The organism is Flavobacterium pygoscelis, from assembly GCF_023162025.1.
Taxonomy (GTDB): domain Bacteria; phylum Bacteroidota; class Bacteroidia; order Flavobacteriales; family Flavobacteriaceae; genus Flavobacterium; species Flavobacterium pygoscelis.
The window spans coordinates 11,969-30,305 of sequence record NZ_JALNUB010000006.1 but is presented as its reverse complement, the minus strand read 5'-3'; the positions used below and the strand labels follow the sequence as shown (position 1 = coordinate 30,305).

The window sequence follows — 18,337 nt, the reverse complement described above, 5'->3', positions numbered from 1 at the left end:
TATTTATAGCAATAAAAAAGCCGTTTCGAGAAATCGAAACGGCTTTTTCAAATATAAAAATTGGTTTGGTTAATAGCGTATTTTGATAACTAAAATATTTTATTAGCTATTTAACATTACTGGCATTACCAGCATAGTTACTGTTTCGCCTTCTTCTAAACCATCAACAGGTGTTAGAATTCCAGCTCTATTTGGTAAAGACATTTCTAACATGATCATATCAGACTGCAAGTTAGTTAACATTTCTGTAAGAAAACGAGAATTGTAACCTATTTGCATATCGTCTCCTTGATAATCACAAGTCAATCTTTCTTCAGCTTTATTAGAATAATCAATATCTTCCGCAGAAACATTTAGTTCAGCACCAGCAATTTTCAATCGAATTTGGTGTGTGGTTTTGTTTGAGAAGATTGCGACACGACGTACAGAACTCAAAAATTGAGAACGGTCTATCATTAATTTATTTGGGTTTTCCTTTGGAATAACCGCTTCGTAATTTGGATATTTACCGTCAATCAAACGACACATTAAAACGTAGTTGTCAAAAGAAAAAGTAGCATTCGAATCATTATATTCAATTTTTACTTCCGCATCAGAAGTTCCAAGTATGTTCTTTAAAATATTTAAAGGTTTCTTTGGCATAATAAAATCAGCGACTTGAGAGGCAGTTACATCTGTTCTTGCGTATTTTACTAATTTATGTGCATCTGTTGCAACGAAAATTAATCCTTGTGGTGAAAACTGGAAGAAAACTCCAGACATCACCGGACGTAAATCATCATTTCCGGCTGCAAAAATAGTTTTACTGATGGCTGTTGCCAAAACATCGGCAGGAACAAGCGTTACTGAAGGATCGTCTAAACTAACAGATTTCGGAAATTCATCACCTGGAGCATAAGCTAATGCATATTTTCCAGAATTAGAACTAATCTCTATAGTACTATTTTCTTCAACAGTGAACGTTAAGGGTTGCTCAGGGAAAGTCTTAAGGATTTCCAAAAGTAATTTTGCAGGAACTGCAACACTACCTTTACTTTCAGAATCAATTCCTAAAGTTGCAGACATAGTAGTCTCTAAATCTGAAGCAGAAACCGTCAATACACTATGATCTAATTCAAATAAAAAGTTATCTAAAATAGGTAAGGTGTTACTACTGTTGATCACGTTACCTAATACTTGTAATTGCTTTAATAAGTACGAACTCGATATTATAAATTTCATCTGTTTTGTTTTATTTTTTAACGCATTTATTTAAATTCTAAATACGATACATTTTACAAATATATCGTAAACTATTCTAGTTTGGAAACTTTTTTATCAACATCTATTTACTATATTTTCTTTTGCGTAAAAAAGTGAAAATGAATCCAAAAATCAGCAATATCACTATTGGTAAACCGATAGTTATGAATTGTGTCTTGCTATAATTTTCATAGACTTTTTCTTTATCTAACAATGGTAAATCAAGATCTTTACTTCGAATGTTAATAAGTCCGTTATCATCCAGTAGATAGTTGACACAATTTATCAAAAAATCCTTATTGTCATATAAATTTCCAGAACGTTGATCATAGCCTAATTCTACCGGTTGGAAGTTTTTATCCAACTGATTTTTTATCAAATCTCCATCGGCAACAACAATCATTTTATTCTCTTTTCCTGATGTTTGAAAGTTTTTTTGATCAAAAGGCAAAACTCTATTTTCATACATCGAGTGAAATTTGCCTTCTAACAATACAGAAAGCGGAATATTACCTTTATTCAAATAATCATTAGGTGTTGTTTGCTCGGAAACACTATTAAGATTAATTTCGGTTGGAGTTCCTATTTTCTTTGAATAAGGTGATGATTGCAGTAAAATGGTTTTTTTAATTCCGTTTTTCAATGTATCGATAGGATTAGCAAAATCAAATTTGATTCCACCTAAATTTTTCACAATCGGATGAGAACTACTTGGATAGACTTGTGGTGCAAATTTCCAATTGAATTGTTGGTATTGTGTGGCGCTTCCGGGTTCTCCAGTAGCTAATTTTATAGGACTTCCTTGCTCATCTTTTACAACATCAGGATTAATACGAATTCCATATTTAAAAAACATATCATTCAAGTTCAAATCTCTAGGATAGGCCAACGTACTTCCTGAGGCATTGTACAAACTATCCATTTCTGCCGAAACTTGATCAACTAACCATAATGTTTTTCCACCATTGATAATATATTGATCTAACACTTGCTTTTCTCCATCTGAAAAAGCTTCAGTAGGTTTTGCAATTACTGCCAAATCGTATTTTTGTAAAGCTTCTAAACTTCCAATAGGATTTTTTGCAACAGAATCTAAGGTAAACGGACCAATAAAATAGCTTTCTCGCACTTGCATAAGAAATTTAGCCATTAAAATGTCTTGTAATTCTCCATTTCCCTTGATAACTGCTATTTTCTTTTGTTTGGCTTTGGTAATTTTATTCAAACCTTCAGCAATAGAATATTCTAAATGCTGAACCGAACCAATTACTTTCTGAGCCGTAGAAGCACCCATAAGGTTTTTTAATAATGGAATATTTACTTCCTTATTATTATACACTGCAATTGCCCACGGGAAAACCATTTCTTGGGATTGCTTGCCTTTATCATCAACAGTAATATTTATTGGCGTCAATCCTTTGCGATAAAGCTGCTTGATTTGGTCCATACTTTCGTCTTTGTTCTCCAAAGGATCAACAAATTCGAAAATTATATTTTTATTATAAGCTTGAAATTCTTCTAATAATTGCTTTGTTTCTTGTTGTAAGCGTTTGAATTCTGAAGGCAAATTGCCTTGCATATAAACTTTTATATACAAAGGATTTTCAACTTGCTTAATGATATTCAAAGAAGTGGTTGAAAGTGTATATCTTTTGTCTTTAGTTAAATCAAAACGATGAAAGAATGAACTACCTATTGCGTTTAAAAGAAACAAACCAACTAGAAGAAAGGCAACTGATTTTAAATTATTTTTTTTAGCTGTTTTCATTACGATTTAAAAGATTTTAGATTATAAACAGTAAACGAAAGAAAAGCAATTGTAATACTGGCAAAATAGAGTATATCTTGGGTGTCTATAACACCTCGACTCATACTTTTATAATGATCTTGCATTCCTAATGCAGCAATGAAATTGGAAACACTTGGTACAACTGTAGCCAAACCTTCAAATCCAAAATATATAAAGAAGCATAAAAAAACTGCAATAATAAAGGCTACAATTTGGTTTTCAGACAAGGTAGAAGTAAAGATTCCGATAGCAGAGTAGCCCGAAATTAAAAATAAGAGTCCAAAATAGGAGCCAATAGTACTTCCCATATCAATATTTCCCTCTGGCATTCCTAGACCGTAGATCACCCAAACATAAATAAATGTTGGAATAATTGCCATTACAATTAATAGTAAAGCACCAATAAATTTGCCGTTTACAATTTCCCAAATGCTCAAAGGCTTTGTTAATAAAAGTTCTAATGTTCCTTGTTTTTTTTCATCTGAAAAACTACGCATGGTTACAGCAGGAATCAAAAAGATCAAGATCCATGGTGCTAATGTGAAAAAAGGGGTCATATCAGCGAAACCTGTTTTTAGAATATTGTATTCGCCCTCAAATACCCATAAAAAAAGCCCATTTATGATTAAAAAAATAGCGATGACTAAGTAGCCAATGGGAGAGCCAAAAAAGGATTTTACCTCTCGTAATATTATTGATTTCATATTTTTATGGTAAGGATTGAAATAACAAAATCCTCTTTATATTATTGTTGTTTTAATTTTAAAATTCCAGATTTTCTTTCAAGAAAAAACTTAAAGCAAAGAAGCAAGTTTATCAACACTCCAAGCTTCTGGTTTGTCATTAAATAATTTCTTGGTAAATGTCCAAACTTCTTTAAAAAGTTCCGAATTTCTATAATTTTCTAAATCAAGTTCCGTTTCCCAATAACTGTAGGTAAAAAAAATAGATTTATTATTTTTATCCTGATACAATTCTAAAAAACGATTTCCTGGTGCATTTCTTATTTTTTGTTTATTCAATGCAAAATTTTCTAAAAATGCAGGAATGTTTTCCAAGTGAAAACTTAATTTTACAATTCGTACAAACATTTTATTACTTTATATTTAGGATTTTATACTTTTTACTACACTTTGAATTCAGAACAGCTTATAATGTTAACGAAAAACTATTTTGATAATTGATCTATGATTTAATCCCAATAGGCTAGAGGCAGAGCCAACAGTCGAAGGATTACTTCTAAAAATAGCAATTTCTAAAAATCCTGCTTCATTAAACAAAGCTAATTTTTGACCCTCGTAGGATTTTATTGGATATTTTTCAGAACTTGCAATATCAGAATAATTAGGTAAAATGGTTTTAATGTTTTTAGTTTTTAATTCAATTTCATAAGGCCTTCCTCTGGCTATTTCTATAAAATACTTCTTTGAAATATTGGTAACAATATTGCCAAAATGATCAATATATATTACATGTCCATTTATCGAATTACCATCTGCTGCTGCTATAGCTTGCAAATCGGTAACTTGTTTGATACTATTAATTTCTTTTCCAATAATATTCATCAAACCTCCCTTAGCCAAATGACAAGCAACTTTTACAAAAACATCTAAATCAGCAGAATCCGTTGGTAAACGATCGTGTATGTTTATTGCAACTATTTTTTGAGGAACTATTTTTTGAGAAACCATGCTCAAAATGCCATTGTCTGCAGCAATAAAATAATGATCATTCCATTGCATGACAATATGTTTGTTCTCTTTATTCAATTCCATATCAACGCCAATAAGATGAACCGTTCCTTTTGGGAAACTAGAATACGAGGCATTGATAATGTAACTCGCTTCTACTGTGTTGAATGGGTCTATGTCATGAGAGATGTCAATGATTTTCGCCTCGGAGTACTCGGATAAAATCTTCCCTTTCAATGCACCTACAAAGTGGTCTTTCAAGCCGTAATCCGTAGTTAGGGTAATTATTGACATAAATTTTTTTATAATTTATTAGTTTATCTAAACCTAAATTTTGTTAAATTTGAGAAGTGCAAAGCTAAAGAATTTAAAGTTTTTTAATAGATAATTTTTAATTGAATTTAAACCACAATATATGATAAAAAAAATAGTTACGTTCTTACTTTTAATTAGTGCGCTACAATCGTTTTCACAAAAGCTAATTTATAAATCCAACGGGAATATATTAAATTCTGAAAACCAGAAAATTTCGCCAAACCAAGTAAGAGAATTATTAACTAATAATGAAAATTTACTAGCAAATTACAATGCGGGCAGGTCTAAAAAAACTGCTGGAAACATATTGTTGATTGGAGGAATTAGTTTGTTGATTGCTGATCTAGCTCGAGGTGTAACAGATTCTGGAATAACTGGAAAACCTGTAGGAAATGGACAATATGTTCTACAAGATGAAGGAAACAATTACCCTTCATTTATAACCTATGTAGGACTTGCGGCAGTTCTAGTTGCTATTCCAATTAAGATTGGTTTCTCTAAAAAAATAAAAAATGTGGTTGCTGATTATAATAATTCAAAAGCTACTTGTAATTACCAATTTGACAAACAGAAATTAGATTTTATTACCAATTCAAAAGGAATTGGATTTCGATTGACTTTAAATTAACTTAAAAAACGTGATAGTTTGAACGAAAGAATAATTGAGCTCATAGACATCGCTCCAAAAGAATTTTGGGGTGCTCAAGACACTCATCTTGAAACAATAAAAAAATATTATCCCAAACTTAAAATTGTAGCGCGCGGAACAACATTAAAAGCTTTTGGAGAAAAGGAAGTCTTAGACGAGTTCGAAAAAAGATTTCAACGCTTAATGCTTCATTTTACGAGGTATAATAATATTGACAATAATGTAATCGAACGTGTCATTCTTGGCGATATTCAGGAAGACCGAAAATTTCAAGGTCAAGATAAAATTTTAGTGCATGGTGTTGGTGGTAAAATTATAAAAGCCATGACGCCCAATCAGCAATTGCTGGTTGATACGATGGAAAAAAATGATATGGTTTTTGCTGTGGGACCAGCTGGTACAGGAAAAACCTATACTGGAGTTGCAATGGCAATAAAAGCACTTAAAGAGAAACAAGTAAAACGAATTATTCTAACAAGGCCAGCAGTAGAAGCAGGGGAGAATCTCGGCTTTCTGCCCGGTGACATGAAGGAAAAATTAGATCCTTACATGCAACCTTTATATGACGCTTTACGGGATATGTTGCCTAATGAAAAATTAGAAGATTATATTTTGAAAGGCGTTATTCAAATTGCTCCTTTAGCATTTATGCGTGGTAGAACACTTGATAATGCTTTTGTAATTTTAGATGAAGCTCAAAATACAACGCACTCCCAAATGAAAATGTTTTTGACACGTATGGGAAAAAGTGCCAAGTTTATGATTACCGGTGATCCGGGACAAGTCGATTTGCCAAGACGAACCATTTCTGGGTTAAAAGAAGCATTGTTGGTTTTGAAAGATATTGACGGAATTGGAATTATCTATCTGGATGATAAAGATATTGTACGCCACCGATTAGTCAAAAAAGTGATTGATGCCTACAAAATGATTGAAAATAATGATTAAACAAAAAAGACTTCGTGAGAAGTCTTTTTTGTTTTAAAATATAGAACTCCAATTGGTAAATTCTAAATCAGAGAGTTTATATTGGTTTAAGCTTTCTATAAAAGCAAGATAAGCGGTATTAAAAACTGATTTTAATTTACAATTATGCGATTTGAATACACAGGGTTTTGAATCACAATTGACAACCGGCGTATCATCTTGTTCTAAAAGATGAATTAAATCACCTAAGAGGATTTCTCGGGCTCTTGCTGCAATTAAAATACCACCATTTTTTCCTCTTTTAGTATGAACCAATTCATTTACAGCTAAGAATTGAACCACTTTAATGAGATGATTGCGTGATATTTTAAAATCAGCTGCTAGTGCGTCTAAAGAACTTTGCTGATTGTCTTTTTTTTGATCTAAATACATCAAAACGCGCATACTAAAATCAGTAAAGTGATTCAATTTCATAAAATAATATTAATTAAGGCTTAATAACTGTGGGCCAAATTCTTCATAAAGTATATTTTCTCTGCTTACACCAAGACTAACTAGAGATTGATACTGCACTTTAATAAAAACAGCAGGTCCGCAAATATAATATTTTGCATCTTTAATCAGAATTTCTTCTTTTATTTGTTGTAAATCTATTCTTCCTTCAATCGCGTTGGTTTCTGTTTCGGGTAAAGTTTCATAGAAAACAAAGGAAGTTAACCAGGTTTTTTCGTTGTTCAACTCTTCAATGGTATCTTTAAAAGCATGAACATTTTCATTGCGACAACTGTGAATCCATACTGTTTGGTTTCTTTGTAATGCATTTTTATTAGTTTCTACCATACTCATCATTGGCGTTAGACCAACTCCACCACTTACTAAAACCAACGGATTTTTAGCTTCTGGATCTGCATAAAATAATCCAGCAGGAGCACTTACATCTAGTAAATCTCCTTCTTTTTTGTCGTGTAAAGCGTTAGAAACGATTCCATCTGGTGTTTTTTGTCCCATTTCTTTTTTAACAGATATTCTGTAATATTCGTTGTTGGAATTAGAAGATAAACTGTATTGTCTCGGTTGTTTATGGCCTAATTCTGGAATAAAAGTGCTTACTGATATGTATTGCCCAGGGAAATAATCGGCTATTTCTTGATTGTCTTCTGGTTTAAGATAAAAGGAGTTTATTTCGTCACTTTCCGCTACAATTTTATAAATTACAAACGATCTCCAACCTTTCCAACCGCCTTTTTTTAGGCTGTTTTTTTGATACATATCTGCTTCAATACTGATCATAATTTGTGCTAATTCATTGTAAGCGCACGTCCAAGCTTCAATTAATTCTGGAGTTGCTGCTGCTCCTAACACTTCAATTATAGAATTAATTAAATGATTCCCTACTATATCATATTGCTCAGCAGCAATATTTAAACTCACGTGTTTATTTCCAATGGCTTTTAAAGTATTGATTAAAACAGTTGGATCATCAATATTCTCTGCATAAGCCAGAACTGCTCCTGTCAAAGCATTTTGTTGTTTTCCGCTGGCTTGATTGGCCATATTGAAAATATCTTTTAACTCAGGATTGTTAGTTAGCATTCTTTGATAAAAGTAGGTGATCAAATCATTTCCGCTGGCTTTTAATACAGGAACTGTAGCTTTTACTAATTCTTTTTGACTTGTATTCATGGGGTTGTGTTTATATGTTTTTACAAAGGTAACGACTAAATTTAATTGTTATATTTTAAATGCAACAATTAAACTATTTTTGTCATAATGTTATTAATTTATGAATTATTAATACTAAATAGGAGTAGTACTGCTTTCTTTTAATATAAATTAATTACGAAAAGTTAAATTGTATGCTCTATTTCTAAACTAGAACTAAAGGTTGTGATTCTCTTTAAAATTGAATAAATTTGGAATTAATAAATAGGAGAGTCAAAAATTAAATGATATTAAAAGATAAAATTAAAGTAATTATTACGGATTTAGACGGAACTTTACTCAATTCAGACCATAAGATTTCTGCATATACTAAAGCTATCTTTCAAGAATTACACCAGCAAAATTATTTACTAATTGTGGCAACCGGACGGCATCATCTAGATGCACAAAGTATTGTGTCGGGTTTAGATTGCCCCGTTTATTTAGTCACTTCAAATGGAGCTCGAATTCACTCACCAGATAATGAGCTTTTGTATTCAATAGATATGGAAAGTGATATTGTAAAAAGTATTTTTGATCTTGACATTGATTCGGAGATTACTTCCGTACTTTTCAAAGAAAACAATTGGCAAACCAATCATAATAATGATAAACTGAATAGCTTTTCGGAAGAGTCAAAATACATACCTGAAATCGTTGATTTTAATACATTGGAAGATTTTAAATCGATAAAACTATTTTTTACACACCATAATCACCAAAAGTTAGTTGATTTGAAGGATCAAATTTTATCAAATTATGCTGATACGTTTAATCATGCGTTTAGTCTTCCCTTTTGTTTAGAATTTATGGACAAATCCGTTGATAAAAGTATTGCTATTGGTAAAATTTTAGAATTGGAGAATTTTATTTTTGAAGAAACTATTTCCTTTGGAGATGGTTTTAATGATGAAAAAATGTTGAAATCGACTGGAAAAGCTTTAATAATGGGAAATGCACCTCAAAGTTTGATGGATACACTTCCGCATCTTGAAACCATTTTGTCAAATGATCAAGATGGTGTTGCTACTTATTTGTCGGAGCAATTTTTATAATAAACTATAATTTAAACCAAAAACCACAATAAATAACCATAGTATGAATAATAAAATAATTTTATCCTTTTTCATTTTGTTCTCCGTTGTAGCGCAAAGTCAAGCTTTAAAAATGGAAGAAATCATGAAAGGAAACACTTTCATTGGTGCACAGCCAGAAAATGAAAGATGGTCTTTAGAGGGACAAAAAATATATTTTGATTGGAATCCAACTAATGAATTAGGAAATAGTACTTATTTCTGGAAAAATGGAATGTCAAAGCCAGAATTAGCAACTGCAAGTGAGGCAGCTTTTTCTAAAATTGATTTTAAAAAGTCATCCAATCCCGATTTGTATTACTATATTGATAAAGGACGTTTGTTTTCATATTCTTTAAAAACGAAGACTAGCAAAAAGTTATACCAACAAAACAATCCTATTTCTGGTTTGCAAATGGGTTCCGATGCAGGAATTTTGTACTTCAAACAAAACGAAAATTTATTTCAGTTTAATACTAATCAAGGTTCAATTATTCAGATTACTAATTTTAAACGAGGAAAAGGAGAAGATAAATCTACCGAAAAAGACTCTTTTTTGAAAAGCCAGCAACAAGAATTGTTTCAGTTTGTTAGGGATCAAGAGGCCTTAAAAAATTGGAATTTGGCGAAATCGAAATTGACTAAGTCTGATTTTCCAAAACCGTATTATTATGGAAAATATAATTTTGGAAGTCTAAAGGCTTCTCCAAAAGGAAATTTTGCTACTTTCAGACTCATAGAAGAGGTAGAGGGTAAGAATGAAAAAATGGAACTTTTTATTACTGCAGATGGTTATAACCAAACTGAAGAGACTAAAGAAAAAGTTTCAGTAGACAACTTACTCACAACAAAATTTGGAATTTACAGTGTTGCTAAAGATTCTGTTTATTTTGTTAATTTTTCATCTTTGAGCCATATTCAGGATGTTCCAAAATATTTAGAATCTTATGAAAAATCAAAAACTACTGAGAAAAAAGATAAATTAATAGTAGTTCAAGAACCCATTTATAATGAAGATGGATCTTATGCCATTTCTGAAATTAGAAGTCAGGATAACAAAGACCGTTGGATTGTAAGTTTAAATTTAGAGACTGGTACTTTTCAAGAATTAGACCATCAACATGATGAAGCTTGGATTGGTGGACCTGGTATTCCTTCTTATTCTTATTCCGGTGGAACACTTGGATTTTTGGGAGATAATGAAACGATTTATTTTCAATCAGAAGCAACCGGTTTTTCTCATTTATACACTTATAATTTAAAGTCAAAAAAGAAAGTACAATTGACAAAAGGAAATTGGGAAGTTCGTGATGTCACTTTGGCAAAGGATAAAAAATCTTTTTATTTAACAACAAATACTACGCATCCAGGAAATAGAAATTTCTATAAATTAGAAGTTTCAAATGCTATTTTACAACCTATTTTAACGAAAGATGGAGCTCATGAAGTGAGTTTGTCTCCAGATGAAAATACGCTTTTAGTTCGCTATTCGTATAAAAATAAACCTTGGGAATTGTATGTGGCAGCCAACAAAAAAAATACTACCCTTAGCCAAATAACGAATTCTACCACTGAAGCTTTTAAGTCTTATAAATGGCGTGAACCAGAAGTGATTACTTTTAAAGCTCAAGATGGAACTGATGTTTATGCCCGTTTGTACAAACCAGAAACAAGCAATGCGAATAAAGCAGCTATTCTTTTTGTACATGGCGCAGGATATTTGCAAAATGCACATAATTATTGGAGTAGTTACCATAGAGAATACATGTTTCATAACTTATTGACTGATTTAGGTTATACTGTTTTGGATATTGATTACAGAGCAAGTGATGGCTACGGACGTGATTTTAGAACTGGAATCTACCGTTTTATGGGCGGAAAAGATTTATCAGATCAAATTGATGGTAAAAATTATTTAGTTAAAAATTTAGGAATTGATGCAAGTAGAGTAGGGATTTACGGAGGTTCTTACGGCGGTTTTATTACGTTGATGGGAATGTTGACTACTCCAAACGAATTCGCTTCCGGTGCCGCATTGCGATCTGTAACAGATTGGGCACATTACAATCATGGGTATACTGGAAACATTCTGAATTTTCCAGAAACGGATCCAGAAGCTTACAAAAAAAGTTCTCCTATTTATTTTGCTGATAATCTGCAAGGAAAATTATTGATGCTTCACGGAATGGTAGATGATAACGTAGAATACAAAGATATTGTTCGTTTATCGCAACGTTTTATAGAACTAGGCAAGAAAAATTGGAGCCTTTCTTCTTTCCCTGTAGAAGCGCATGGTTTTAAGGAAACTTATTCTTGGGTAGATGAATACAGCCGAATTTTAGATTTATTTAATAGTACGTTGCTAAAAAAGTAGATTTTTTTAAGTGTCTAAAGTTGAAGTCTAAAAGCTGGAATAATTACAGTAGTGCTTCCTTCTTTTTATAAACCAAATTATCACTGACTTTCAACTTTATGACTTTATAACTTTTGACTCTATTTTTGAATTAGAATAATGTTTCAACAATTTTGTGTATCTCTTTCAAACAACCTATTTTTGCAAAAACAACAACACAACACTTAACAAAGATGAGTAATACAATTACGACAACCGACTTTAATTTTCCTAATCAAAAATCGGTTTACCGAGGTAAAGTAAGAGAAGTTTATAATATAAATGATGACCTTTTAGTGATGGTGGCTACAGACAGGCTTTCGGCTTTTGATGTAGTTTTACCTAAAGGAATTCCGTATAAAGGGCAAATTCTGAATCAAATTGCTACAAAATTCATGGAGTTGACTCAGGATATTGTACCAAACTGGTTGATTGCTACTCCAGATCCAAGTGTTGCTGTGGGTCATTTATGTACACCTTTTAAGGTAGAAATGGTAATTCGTGGTTATTTATCAGGTCATGCTTCACGCGAATACGCTCTTGGAAAAAGAGAAATTTGTGGAGTTAAAATGGTAGAAGGGTTGAAAGAAAATGATAAATTTCCAGAACCAATCATAACGCCAACTACAAAAGCAGATAATGGCGAACACGATGCAGATATTTCTAGAGAAGCTATTTTATCAAAAGTAATTGTTACCGAAGAAGATTATTTAGTTTTAGAAAAATATACTAGAGCTTTGTTTCAAAGAGGAACTGAGATTGCTGCAAGTCGTGGATTAATTTTAGTAGATACTAAATACGAATTTGGGAAAACTAGAGACGGAGTTATTGTTTTAATTGACGAAATTCACACACCAGATTCTTCTCGTTATTTCTATGCTGAAGGATATCAAGAAAGACAAGATAAAGGAGAAGAACAAAAACAATTGTCAAAAGAGTTTGTTCGTCGCTGGTTAATTAAAAATGGTTTTCAAGGTTTAGAAGGGCAACAAATCCCGAATATGACTGACGAATATATTGAAACGGTTTCTGAAAGATATATCGAATTATACGAGAATATCCTTGGAGAGAAATTTGTAAAAGCAGATATCTCAAATATCAATGAAAGGATCGAGAAAAATGTTGTAGCTTATTTGGCAAATAGATAATTTCTAATAAAGAATATAAATAATAGAAAAACCGCAGTTTAAATTTGAATTGCGGTTTTTTGCTTTTTAGTGTAAGATTTATTTTTCCATTAAAAACACATTTTGCAAGTATTAAATCATTTTTAAATTTAGCCAAAAAAGCAGTAAAGCATTAGCTGTTATATGATGCCACTTTTTTATGAAATTAATCTAAACAAAGTGAAAGTGATCAGAATTATAAATATTGACAAACATCCATATTTATGGATTTTCCCATTTCGGTCATCTTTGTCAATAAGCTTTTTAGCATTTGTATCTATCATAAAATATCCACACCAATGATTATCAGGATCAGAAAGCCACCATATTGTTTGACAATTATTGCATAGATATATTGTATGATTATCTGCTTTGTATTCCCCTTGATTAATGAAAATTATTGACTTTGCTATTTTTTTATCAAATTCTGCTAGAAACACTTCAAATTCTTTTGTAGAATTAAATTTAGGATATTCTCTAATAAAACATTTTTCACACATTTTTCTAGCTTTGTTTAGAGTTTTTGATTGGTGTTATATTACTACACAATTATTTGAAGTAAATGTAATAAAAATACAAATTTTATTAAAAGATATTGTTCACGAGTAAACCAATTTTAAGTGAAGTCTAAATTCAAAAAGGCATCATTAAATTAATAATGATGCCTTTTATCAACCTACAAGAAAACTATTATTGTTATAAAATTTAAAGGAATTAAATTAATTCCATCCTCCTCCTAATGCTTTGTACACATTCACAACGGCATTAAATTCTCTTTTCTTTGCTTCAATTAATTCTAGTTTTGAAGAAAGAGCATCTCTTTGCGTCATTAAAACTTCAAAATAATCTACTTTAGAAGATCTGAATAAATCGTTTGAAATAGATATTGAACTATTTAAAGCTTCTACTTCTTTACTTTTTAAAGCGTACAATTGTTCTAAGTTTTTAATATTCGATAGTTCATTTGACACTTCAACATAACCATTCAAAATTGTTTTTTGATAATTGTACATTGCTTGAACTTGATATGCTTTCGCCTTATTAAATTCGGCTTTTATTGCATTTCTATTAATTAAAGGAGCCGTTAATTCTCCAAGTAATGAATACGCTAAAGATTCTGGTGTTGTGAAAAGTAATGACGGTTTAAACGCTTGAAAACCTAATCCTCCTGAAATGGAAAATGATGGGTAAAATTCAGCTTGAGCAGCTTTAACATCACATTTAGTAGCGAACAACTCTAATTCTGCTTGTTTGATGTCAGGACGATTGGCCAATAATTGAGATGGAATTCCTGAATTAATTTGTATTGGAATTTGACTTTCAAAAACTGTTTTATCTCTGACAATTGTTTGTGGATATCTTCCTAAAAGAAAATTAATTTTGTTCTCGTTTTCTTTAATTTGTTGTTTAATATCAAACTCTAGACTTTCAGAATTTAAAACTTCGGCTTCGTATTTTCTTACGGCTAATAAAGTTACTCTTGCCGCATCTTTTTGAACTTTTACAATTTCTAAAGCATTTTTCTGCAACTGAATCGTTTCTTTAATCACATCCATTTGATTGTCTAATGAAAGTAATTCATAATACGAATTGGCAATTTCGGCAACCAAATTAGTTACAACAAAATTTTTGCCTTCAATAGTAGCAAGATAGCGTGTTGCTGCTGCTTTTTTTGAGTTTCGCAATTTTTTCCAAATATCAACTTCCCAACTGGCACGAATGCCAAGAGAAAAATCATTTAGTGTTTCAGGAACGGCATGTCCAGGAGTGATATCAGTTGATGCATCACCCGCACCAGTGCTTGTGTAACGACCTACTTTTTCAGTTCCAACAGCTAAACCACCAGAAACGGTTGGTAGAAATAAGCCTTTTTTAATTCTAACATCATTTCTTGCTATTTCAATATCTTGCAAGGTCATTTTCAAGTCAATGTTATTGGTAAGAGCAGTATCAATAAGGCTTTGGAGATTCTTATCAGAAAAAAAGCTTTTCCATTTTATTGTAGCAGAATTAATAGTGTCTTTTGAATCTGCAAAAGATACGGGTAATTCTGGTTTTTCTACATTCTCAACAGGAGCAAGCATTTTGCAACTCGTAAAAGTTGCAAAAAGAGCTATAATTCCTATTTTATAATAATTTTTTTGTACGTTCATTTTCTTAAATTTCTAAGATTAAAGATCATTCTTTTTATTCTTTTTTCTTTTTACAATCTTGAAGATTCCTTTTAGATAATCTCTTAAACCTTCTGTCAGTGTTCCTTCTTCTTCTCCTTCAATTAGAATGTGTTTTTCTGAAATTTTTGCAAAGATGTAATACAATCCAGGGATGATAATTACACCGAAAATGGTTCCGAATAACATTCCTCCGGCAGCAGCGGCTCCAATAGTTCTGTTACCAACAGCTCCAGGACCAGAGGCAAAAACCAACGGAATTAATCCAGCAATAAAAGCAAAAGAAGTCATCAAAATAGGACGAAGACGCGCTGTAGCTCCTTCGATGGCGGCTTGCATTGCGGTGAGTCCTGCAGCGTGCCTTTGTACGGCAAACTCGACTATCAATACCGCATTTTTACCTAAGATACCAATCAGCATGACCATGGCAATTTGTGCGTAAATGTTATTTTCTAATCCCAATACTTTCAGTAAAAAGAAAGCTCCAAATATTCCAACAGGTAACGATAAAATAATTGGCAAAGGCAACATAAAACTTTCATATTGTGCCGAAAGTACCAGATAAACAAATATTAAAGAGATCAAGAAAATATAAACGGCTTGATTTCCTTGTCTGGATTCATCGATAGAAATTCCCGCCCATTCGATTCCAAATCCTTTTGGTAACGTTTGTTTGGCTACTTCCGCAACTACTTTTAAGGCTGTTCCACTACTATAACCTGCAGCAGGACCTCCACTTATTTCAGAAGCATTGTACAGATTGTGTCTCGTAATTTCAGAAAGACCAAATACTTTTTCAACTGTCATAAAGGCGCCGTATGGTACCATTTCGCCTGCATCATTTTTGGTGTATAATTTCAAAACATCTTCTGGCATTGCTCTGTATTGTGGCAAAGCTTGAACCATTACTTTGTATTGTCGGTCGTATTTTATAAAACTGGTTTCATAATTACTTCCGATAAGTGTGGATAAATTATCCATAGCATCTGATATTGAAACTCCTTTTTGTTGTGCTTTATCGTTATCTACTTTCAACATATATTGAGGGAAACTGGCACTATAAAAAGTAAACACAGAAGAAAGTTCGGGTCTTTTACCTAATTCTTTGACAAAATCTTTAGTGACTTTTTCCATTTTTTTGAAATCGCCAGTACCAATTTTATCCACTACTCGAAGTTCAAATCCACCGGCAGCACCATAACCAGGAACAGCAGGAGGAGGGAAGAACTCAATAGTAGCTCCTTTTATATTTTTTGATTTTTCTTCTAATTCATCCATTACTTGTTGAGACGTGTGTTTTCTTTCGTCCCAACCTTTTAGATTTACCAATACACTTCCTGTATTAGATCCAGTACCTTCAGATAATATTTCATAACCTGACATCGTTGAAACTGATTTTACTTCGTCCATTCCAGAAGCAATTTTTTGCAATTGATCTGCAATTTCATCGGTTCTTTCTAAAGTAGATCCTGGTGGAGTTTGTATCACCGCATAGAATAAACCTTGATCTTCATTAGGTATAAATCCCGATGGTACAGTTGAACTTAAGAAATAAGTTCCCAAACAAAATACTAATAATACTAATACAGTAATCACTCTTCTGTTCACAATAAGAGTTACCAGTTTTTGGTATTTTCCTTGCAAGCCATTAAACCAGTTATTGAATTTGGCTAATAATCTATTTAAAACCGTGTCTTTTTTGGGTACTCCATGTACGTTTTTCAACATCATAGCACACAATGCAGGCGTAAATGTTAGCGCTACAATACCGGACAAAATAATTGCCGTAGCCATGGTAACCGAAAACTGTCTGTAAAAAATTCCAACAGGACCCGACATGAATGAAACTGGAATAAATACAGCTGCCATAACTAAGGTAATAGCGATAATGGCACCTCCAATATCTTTCATGGCCATTTTTGTAGCTTCCAATGCATTGACATGAAATTCTTCCATTTTTGCATGGACGGCCTCGACGACGACTATGGCATCATCGACCACAATACCAATTGCTAAAACTAATGCGAATAAAGTAATTAAGTTGACTGTAATTCCAAACAGTTGCATGAAAAAGAACGTTCCGATTAACGAAACAGGAACTGCAATAGCAGGAATTAATGTTGAACGCCAATCTCCTAAGAATACAAAAACCACTAGTGAAACTAGTAAAAATGCCTCTACTAAAGTGTGAATTACTTTTTCGATCGAAGCGTCTAGAAATTTAGAAACATCATATCCAATTTCATAATCCATTCCTTTTGGAAAGGATTCGCCTTTTATTTCTTCTAATTTCTTTTTTACATTCTTAATTACATCGCTGGCATTACTTCCGTAAGATTGTTTGATTACAATGGCTGCCGAAGGTTTTCCGTTTAATTTGGAATATAAATTGTAATACGCATTTCCAAATTCAACTTCAGCTATATCTTTTAATCTGAGTAATTCTCCGTTGGCATTAGAACGAATTACAATATTTTCATATTGTTCTTTAGTTGTATAACGTCCTGGATATTTTAAAACATATTCAAATGCTTGTGATTTTTTTCCAGAACTTTCTCCTAATCTTCCAGGAGATGCTTCAAAACTTTGATCGTCAAGCGATTTCATAACTTCTTCTGAAGATACTTTGTAAGCCAACATTCTGTCCGGTTTTAACCAAACACGCATCGAATATTCTCTGTCTCCTAGAACATCTGCAAATCCTACACCATCCACACGCTTCAACTCTGAAAGCATATTAATATCGGCATAATTGTAAAGGAAATTTACATCTAGTTTAGGATCTTTACTGTACAAATTGATGTAAAGCAGCATGTTAGATTCTTCACGTGTGATTTTTACCCCTTCTCTAACAACGATTGGAGGAAGTTTATTTACAACAGCAGCGACACGATTTTGAACATTTACTGCTGCAATATTGGGATCAGTTCCTAATTCAAATACGGCTTGAATAGAAGCTTCACCATCATTACCAGCATCCGAAGCAATGTATTTCATTCCAGGAATACCGTTTAAGGCTCTTTCTAATGGAATTACTACTGATTTGACCATCAATTCGCCATTAGCACCTGGATATTCAGCTACGATATTAACTTTTGGCGGAGAAATAGATGGGAATTGAGTAATTGGTAATTGAATTAATGCTAATCCTCCTAAAAAAACAATGATAAGGGAGATAACAATAGAAAGAACAGGTCTTTGAATAAATTTATTAAACATAA

15 protein-coding genes are annotated in these 18,337 nt (G+C 32.2%); 5 read left to right on the top strand and 10 right to left on the bottom strand.

Annotated elements, in window-relative coordinates:
• Positions 1–102 precede the first annotated feature (102 nt).
• The 5 genes from dnaN to MW871_RS10770 all read right to left on the bottom strand — a co-directional run bounded on the left by dnaN (position 103) and on the right by MW871_RS10770 (position 5,016).
• The gene (gene dnaN / locus MW871_RS10790; protein ID WP_188050620.1) at positions 103–1,221 is read right to left on the bottom strand and encodes a DNA polymerase III subunit beta; all 1,119 of its coding nucleotides are present in this window, start codon (positions 1,219–1,221) and stop codon (positions 103–105) included.
• A gap of 103 nt (positions 1,222–1,324) precedes the next feature.
• Positions 1,325–3,010 (bottom strand): gliding motility-associated ABC transporter substrate-binding protein GldG, encoded by a 1,686-nt coding sequence (gene gldG, locus MW871_RS10785; RefSeq protein WP_248428510.1) that lies wholly within the window; start codon positions 3,008–3,010, stop codon positions 1,325–1,327.
• The gene (gene gldF / locus MW871_RS10780) at positions 3,010–3,735 is read right to left on the bottom strand and encodes a gliding motility-associated ABC transporter permease subunit GldF (RefSeq protein ID WP_248428509.1); all 726 of its coding nucleotides are present in this window, start codon (positions 3,733–3,735) and stop codon (positions 3,010–3,012) included. Before gldF ends, gldG begins: the two co-directional genes overlap by 1 nt.
• 90 nt (positions 3,736–3,825) lie before the next feature.
• Positions 3,826–4,122 carry a putative quinol monooxygenase gene (locus MW871_RS10775; protein ID WP_248428508.1) on the bottom strand — a complete coding sequence of 99 codons (297 nt, stop codon included), beginning with the start codon at positions 4,120–4,122 and terminating at the stop codon, positions 3,826–3,828.
• A gap of 66 nt (positions 4,123–4,188) precedes the next feature.
• Entirely contained in the window at positions 4,189–5,016 is an 828-nt protein-coding gene (locus tag MW871_RS10770; protein WP_210646164.1) for an SAM hydrolase/SAM-dependent halogenase family protein, read from the bottom strand.
• 121 nt (positions 5,017–5,137) lie between these two features.
• Here MW871_RS10770 and MW871_RS10765 point away from each other — a divergent pair, with 121 nt between their 5' ends.
• The gene (locus MW871_RS10765) at positions 5,138–5,665 is read left to right on the top strand and encodes a hypothetical protein (RefSeq protein WP_248428507.1); all 528 of its coding nucleotides are present in this window, start codon (positions 5,138–5,140) and stop codon (positions 5,663–5,665) included.
• An 18-nt stretch (positions 5,666–5,683) separates the two neighbouring features.
• On the top strand, positions 5,684–6,634 hold the full coding sequence (locus tag MW871_RS10760) for a PhoH family protein (RefSeq protein ID WP_188050614.1): 951 nt from the start codon (positions 5,684–5,686) through the stop codon (positions 6,632–6,634).
• Positions 6,635–6,667: 33 nt separating this feature from the next.
• Here the strand turns inward: MW871_RS10760 and MW871_RS10755 are convergent, their stop codons facing one another.
• Positions 6,668–7,087 (bottom strand): RrF2 family transcriptional regulator, encoded by a 420-nt coding sequence (locus MW871_RS10755; protein ID WP_248428506.1) that lies wholly within the window; start codon positions 7,085–7,087, stop codon positions 6,668–6,670.
• 9 nt (positions 7,088–7,096) lie between these two features.
• Positions 7,097–8,296 carry an NO-inducible flavohemoprotein gene (hmpA, locus tag MW871_RS10750; RefSeq protein WP_248428505.1) on the bottom strand — a complete coding sequence of 400 codons (1,200 nt, stop codon included), beginning with the start codon at positions 8,294–8,296 and terminating at the stop codon, positions 7,097–7,099.
• Positions 8,297–8,559: 263 nt separating this feature from the next.
• Here hmpA and MW871_RS10745 point away from each other — a divergent pair, with 263 nt between their 5' ends.
• The 3 genes from MW871_RS10745 (at position 8,560) to MW871_RS10735 (ending at position 12,927) form a co-directional block, all read left to right on the top strand.
• Positions 8,560–9,369 carry a Cof-type HAD-IIB family hydrolase gene (locus MW871_RS10745; protein ID WP_248428504.1) on the top strand — a complete coding sequence of 270 codons (810 nt, stop codon included), beginning with the start codon at positions 8,560–8,562 and terminating at the stop codon, positions 9,367–9,369.
• 43 nt (positions 9,370–9,412) lie between these two features.
• Complete coding sequence (locus MW871_RS10740; RefSeq protein WP_248428503.1) at positions 9,413–11,761, top strand: S9 family peptidase; 2,349 nt, start codon at positions 9,413–9,415, stop codon at positions 11,759–11,761.
• A gap of 212 nt (positions 11,762–11,973) precedes the next feature.
• The gene (locus MW871_RS10735) at positions 11,974–12,927 is read left to right on the top strand and encodes a phosphoribosylaminoimidazolesuccinocarboxamide synthase (protein WP_248428502.1); all 954 of its coding nucleotides are present in this window, start codon (positions 11,974–11,976) and stop codon (positions 12,925–12,927) included.
• Positions 12,928–13,103: 176 nt separating this feature from the next.
• Here MW871_RS10735 and MW871_RS10730 read toward each other — a convergent pair whose 3' ends face one another.
• The 3 genes from MW871_RS10730 to MW871_RS10720 all read right to left on the bottom strand — a co-directional run bounded on the left by MW871_RS10730 (position 13,104) and on the right by MW871_RS10720 (position 18,335).
• Positions 13,104–13,445 carry a hypothetical protein gene (locus tag MW871_RS10730; protein ID WP_248428501.1) on the bottom strand — a complete coding sequence of 114 codons (342 nt, stop codon included), beginning with the start codon at positions 13,443–13,445 and terminating at the stop codon, positions 13,104–13,106.
• Positions 13,446–13,664: 219 nt separating this feature from the next.
• Positions 13,665–15,098, bottom strand: coding sequence for a TolC family protein (locus MW871_RS10725; RefSeq protein WP_248428500.1), 1,434 nt, complete (start codon positions 15,096–15,098; stop codon positions 13,665–13,667).
• An 18-nt stretch (positions 15,099–15,116) separates the two neighbouring features.
• The gene (locus tag MW871_RS10720; protein WP_248428499.1) at positions 15,117–18,335 is read right to left on the bottom strand and encodes an efflux RND transporter permease subunit; all 3,219 of its coding nucleotides are present in this window, start codon (positions 18,333–18,335) and stop codon (positions 15,117–15,119) included.
• Positions 18,336–18,337: the final 2 nt, after the last annotated feature.

What these genes read in the sequence shown, in the direction of transcription:
- dnaN (WP_188050620.1), bottom strand. Translation starts at nt 1,221, where the DNA reads ATGAAATTTATAATATCGAGTTCGTACTTATTAAAGCAATTACAAGTA.
- gldG (WP_248428510.1), bottom strand. Translation starts at nt 3,010, where the DNA reads ATGAAAACAGCTAAAAAAAATAATTTAAAATCAGTTGCCTTTCTTCTA.
- gldF (WP_248428509.1), bottom strand. Translation starts at nt 3,735, where the DNA reads ATGAAATCAATAATATTACGAGAGGTAAAATCCTTTTTTGGCTCTCCC.
- MW871_RS10775 (WP_248428508.1), bottom strand. Translation starts at nt 4,122, where the DNA reads ATGTTTGTACGAATTGTAAAATTAAGTTTTCACTTGGAAAACATTCCT.
- MW871_RS10770 (WP_210646164.1), bottom strand. Translation starts at nt 5,016, where the DNA reads ATGTCAATAATTACCCTAACTACGGATTACGGCTTGAAAGACCACTTT.
- MW871_RS10765 (WP_248428507.1), top strand. Translation starts at nt 5,138, where the DNA reads ATGATAAAAAAAATAGTTACGTTCTTACTTTTAATTAGTGCGCTACAA.
- MW871_RS10755 (WP_248428506.1), bottom strand. Translation starts at nt 7,087, where the DNA reads ATGAAATTGAATCACTTTACTGATTTTAGTATGCGCGTTTTGATGTAT.
- hmpA (WP_248428505.1), bottom strand. Translation starts at nt 8,296, where the DNA reads ATGAATACAAGTCAAAAAGAATTAGTAAAAGCTACAGTTCCTGTATTA.
- MW871_RS10745 (WP_248428504.1), top strand. Translation starts at nt 8,560, where the DNA reads ATGATATTAAAAGATAAAATTAAAGTAATTATTACGGATTTAGACGGA.
- MW871_RS10740 (WP_248428503.1), top strand. Translation starts at nt 9,413, where the DNA reads ATGAATAATAAAATAATTTTATCCTTTTTCATTTTGTTCTCCGTTGTA.
- MW871_RS10735 (WP_248428502.1), top strand. Translation starts at nt 11,974, where the DNA reads ATGAGTAATACAATTACGACAACCGACTTTAATTTTCCTAATCAAAAA.
- MW871_RS10730 (WP_248428501.1), bottom strand. Translation starts at nt 13,445, where the DNA reads ATGTGTGAAAAATGTTTTATTAGAGAATATCCTAAATTTAATTCTACA.
- MW871_RS10725 (WP_248428500.1), bottom strand. Translation starts at nt 15,098, where the DNA reads ATGAACGTACAAAAAAATTATTATAAAATAGGAATTATAGCTCTTTTT.
- MW871_RS10720 (WP_248428499.1), bottom strand. Translation starts at nt 18,335, where the DNA reads ATGTTTAATAAATTTATTCAAAGACCTGTTCTTTCTATTGTTATCTCC.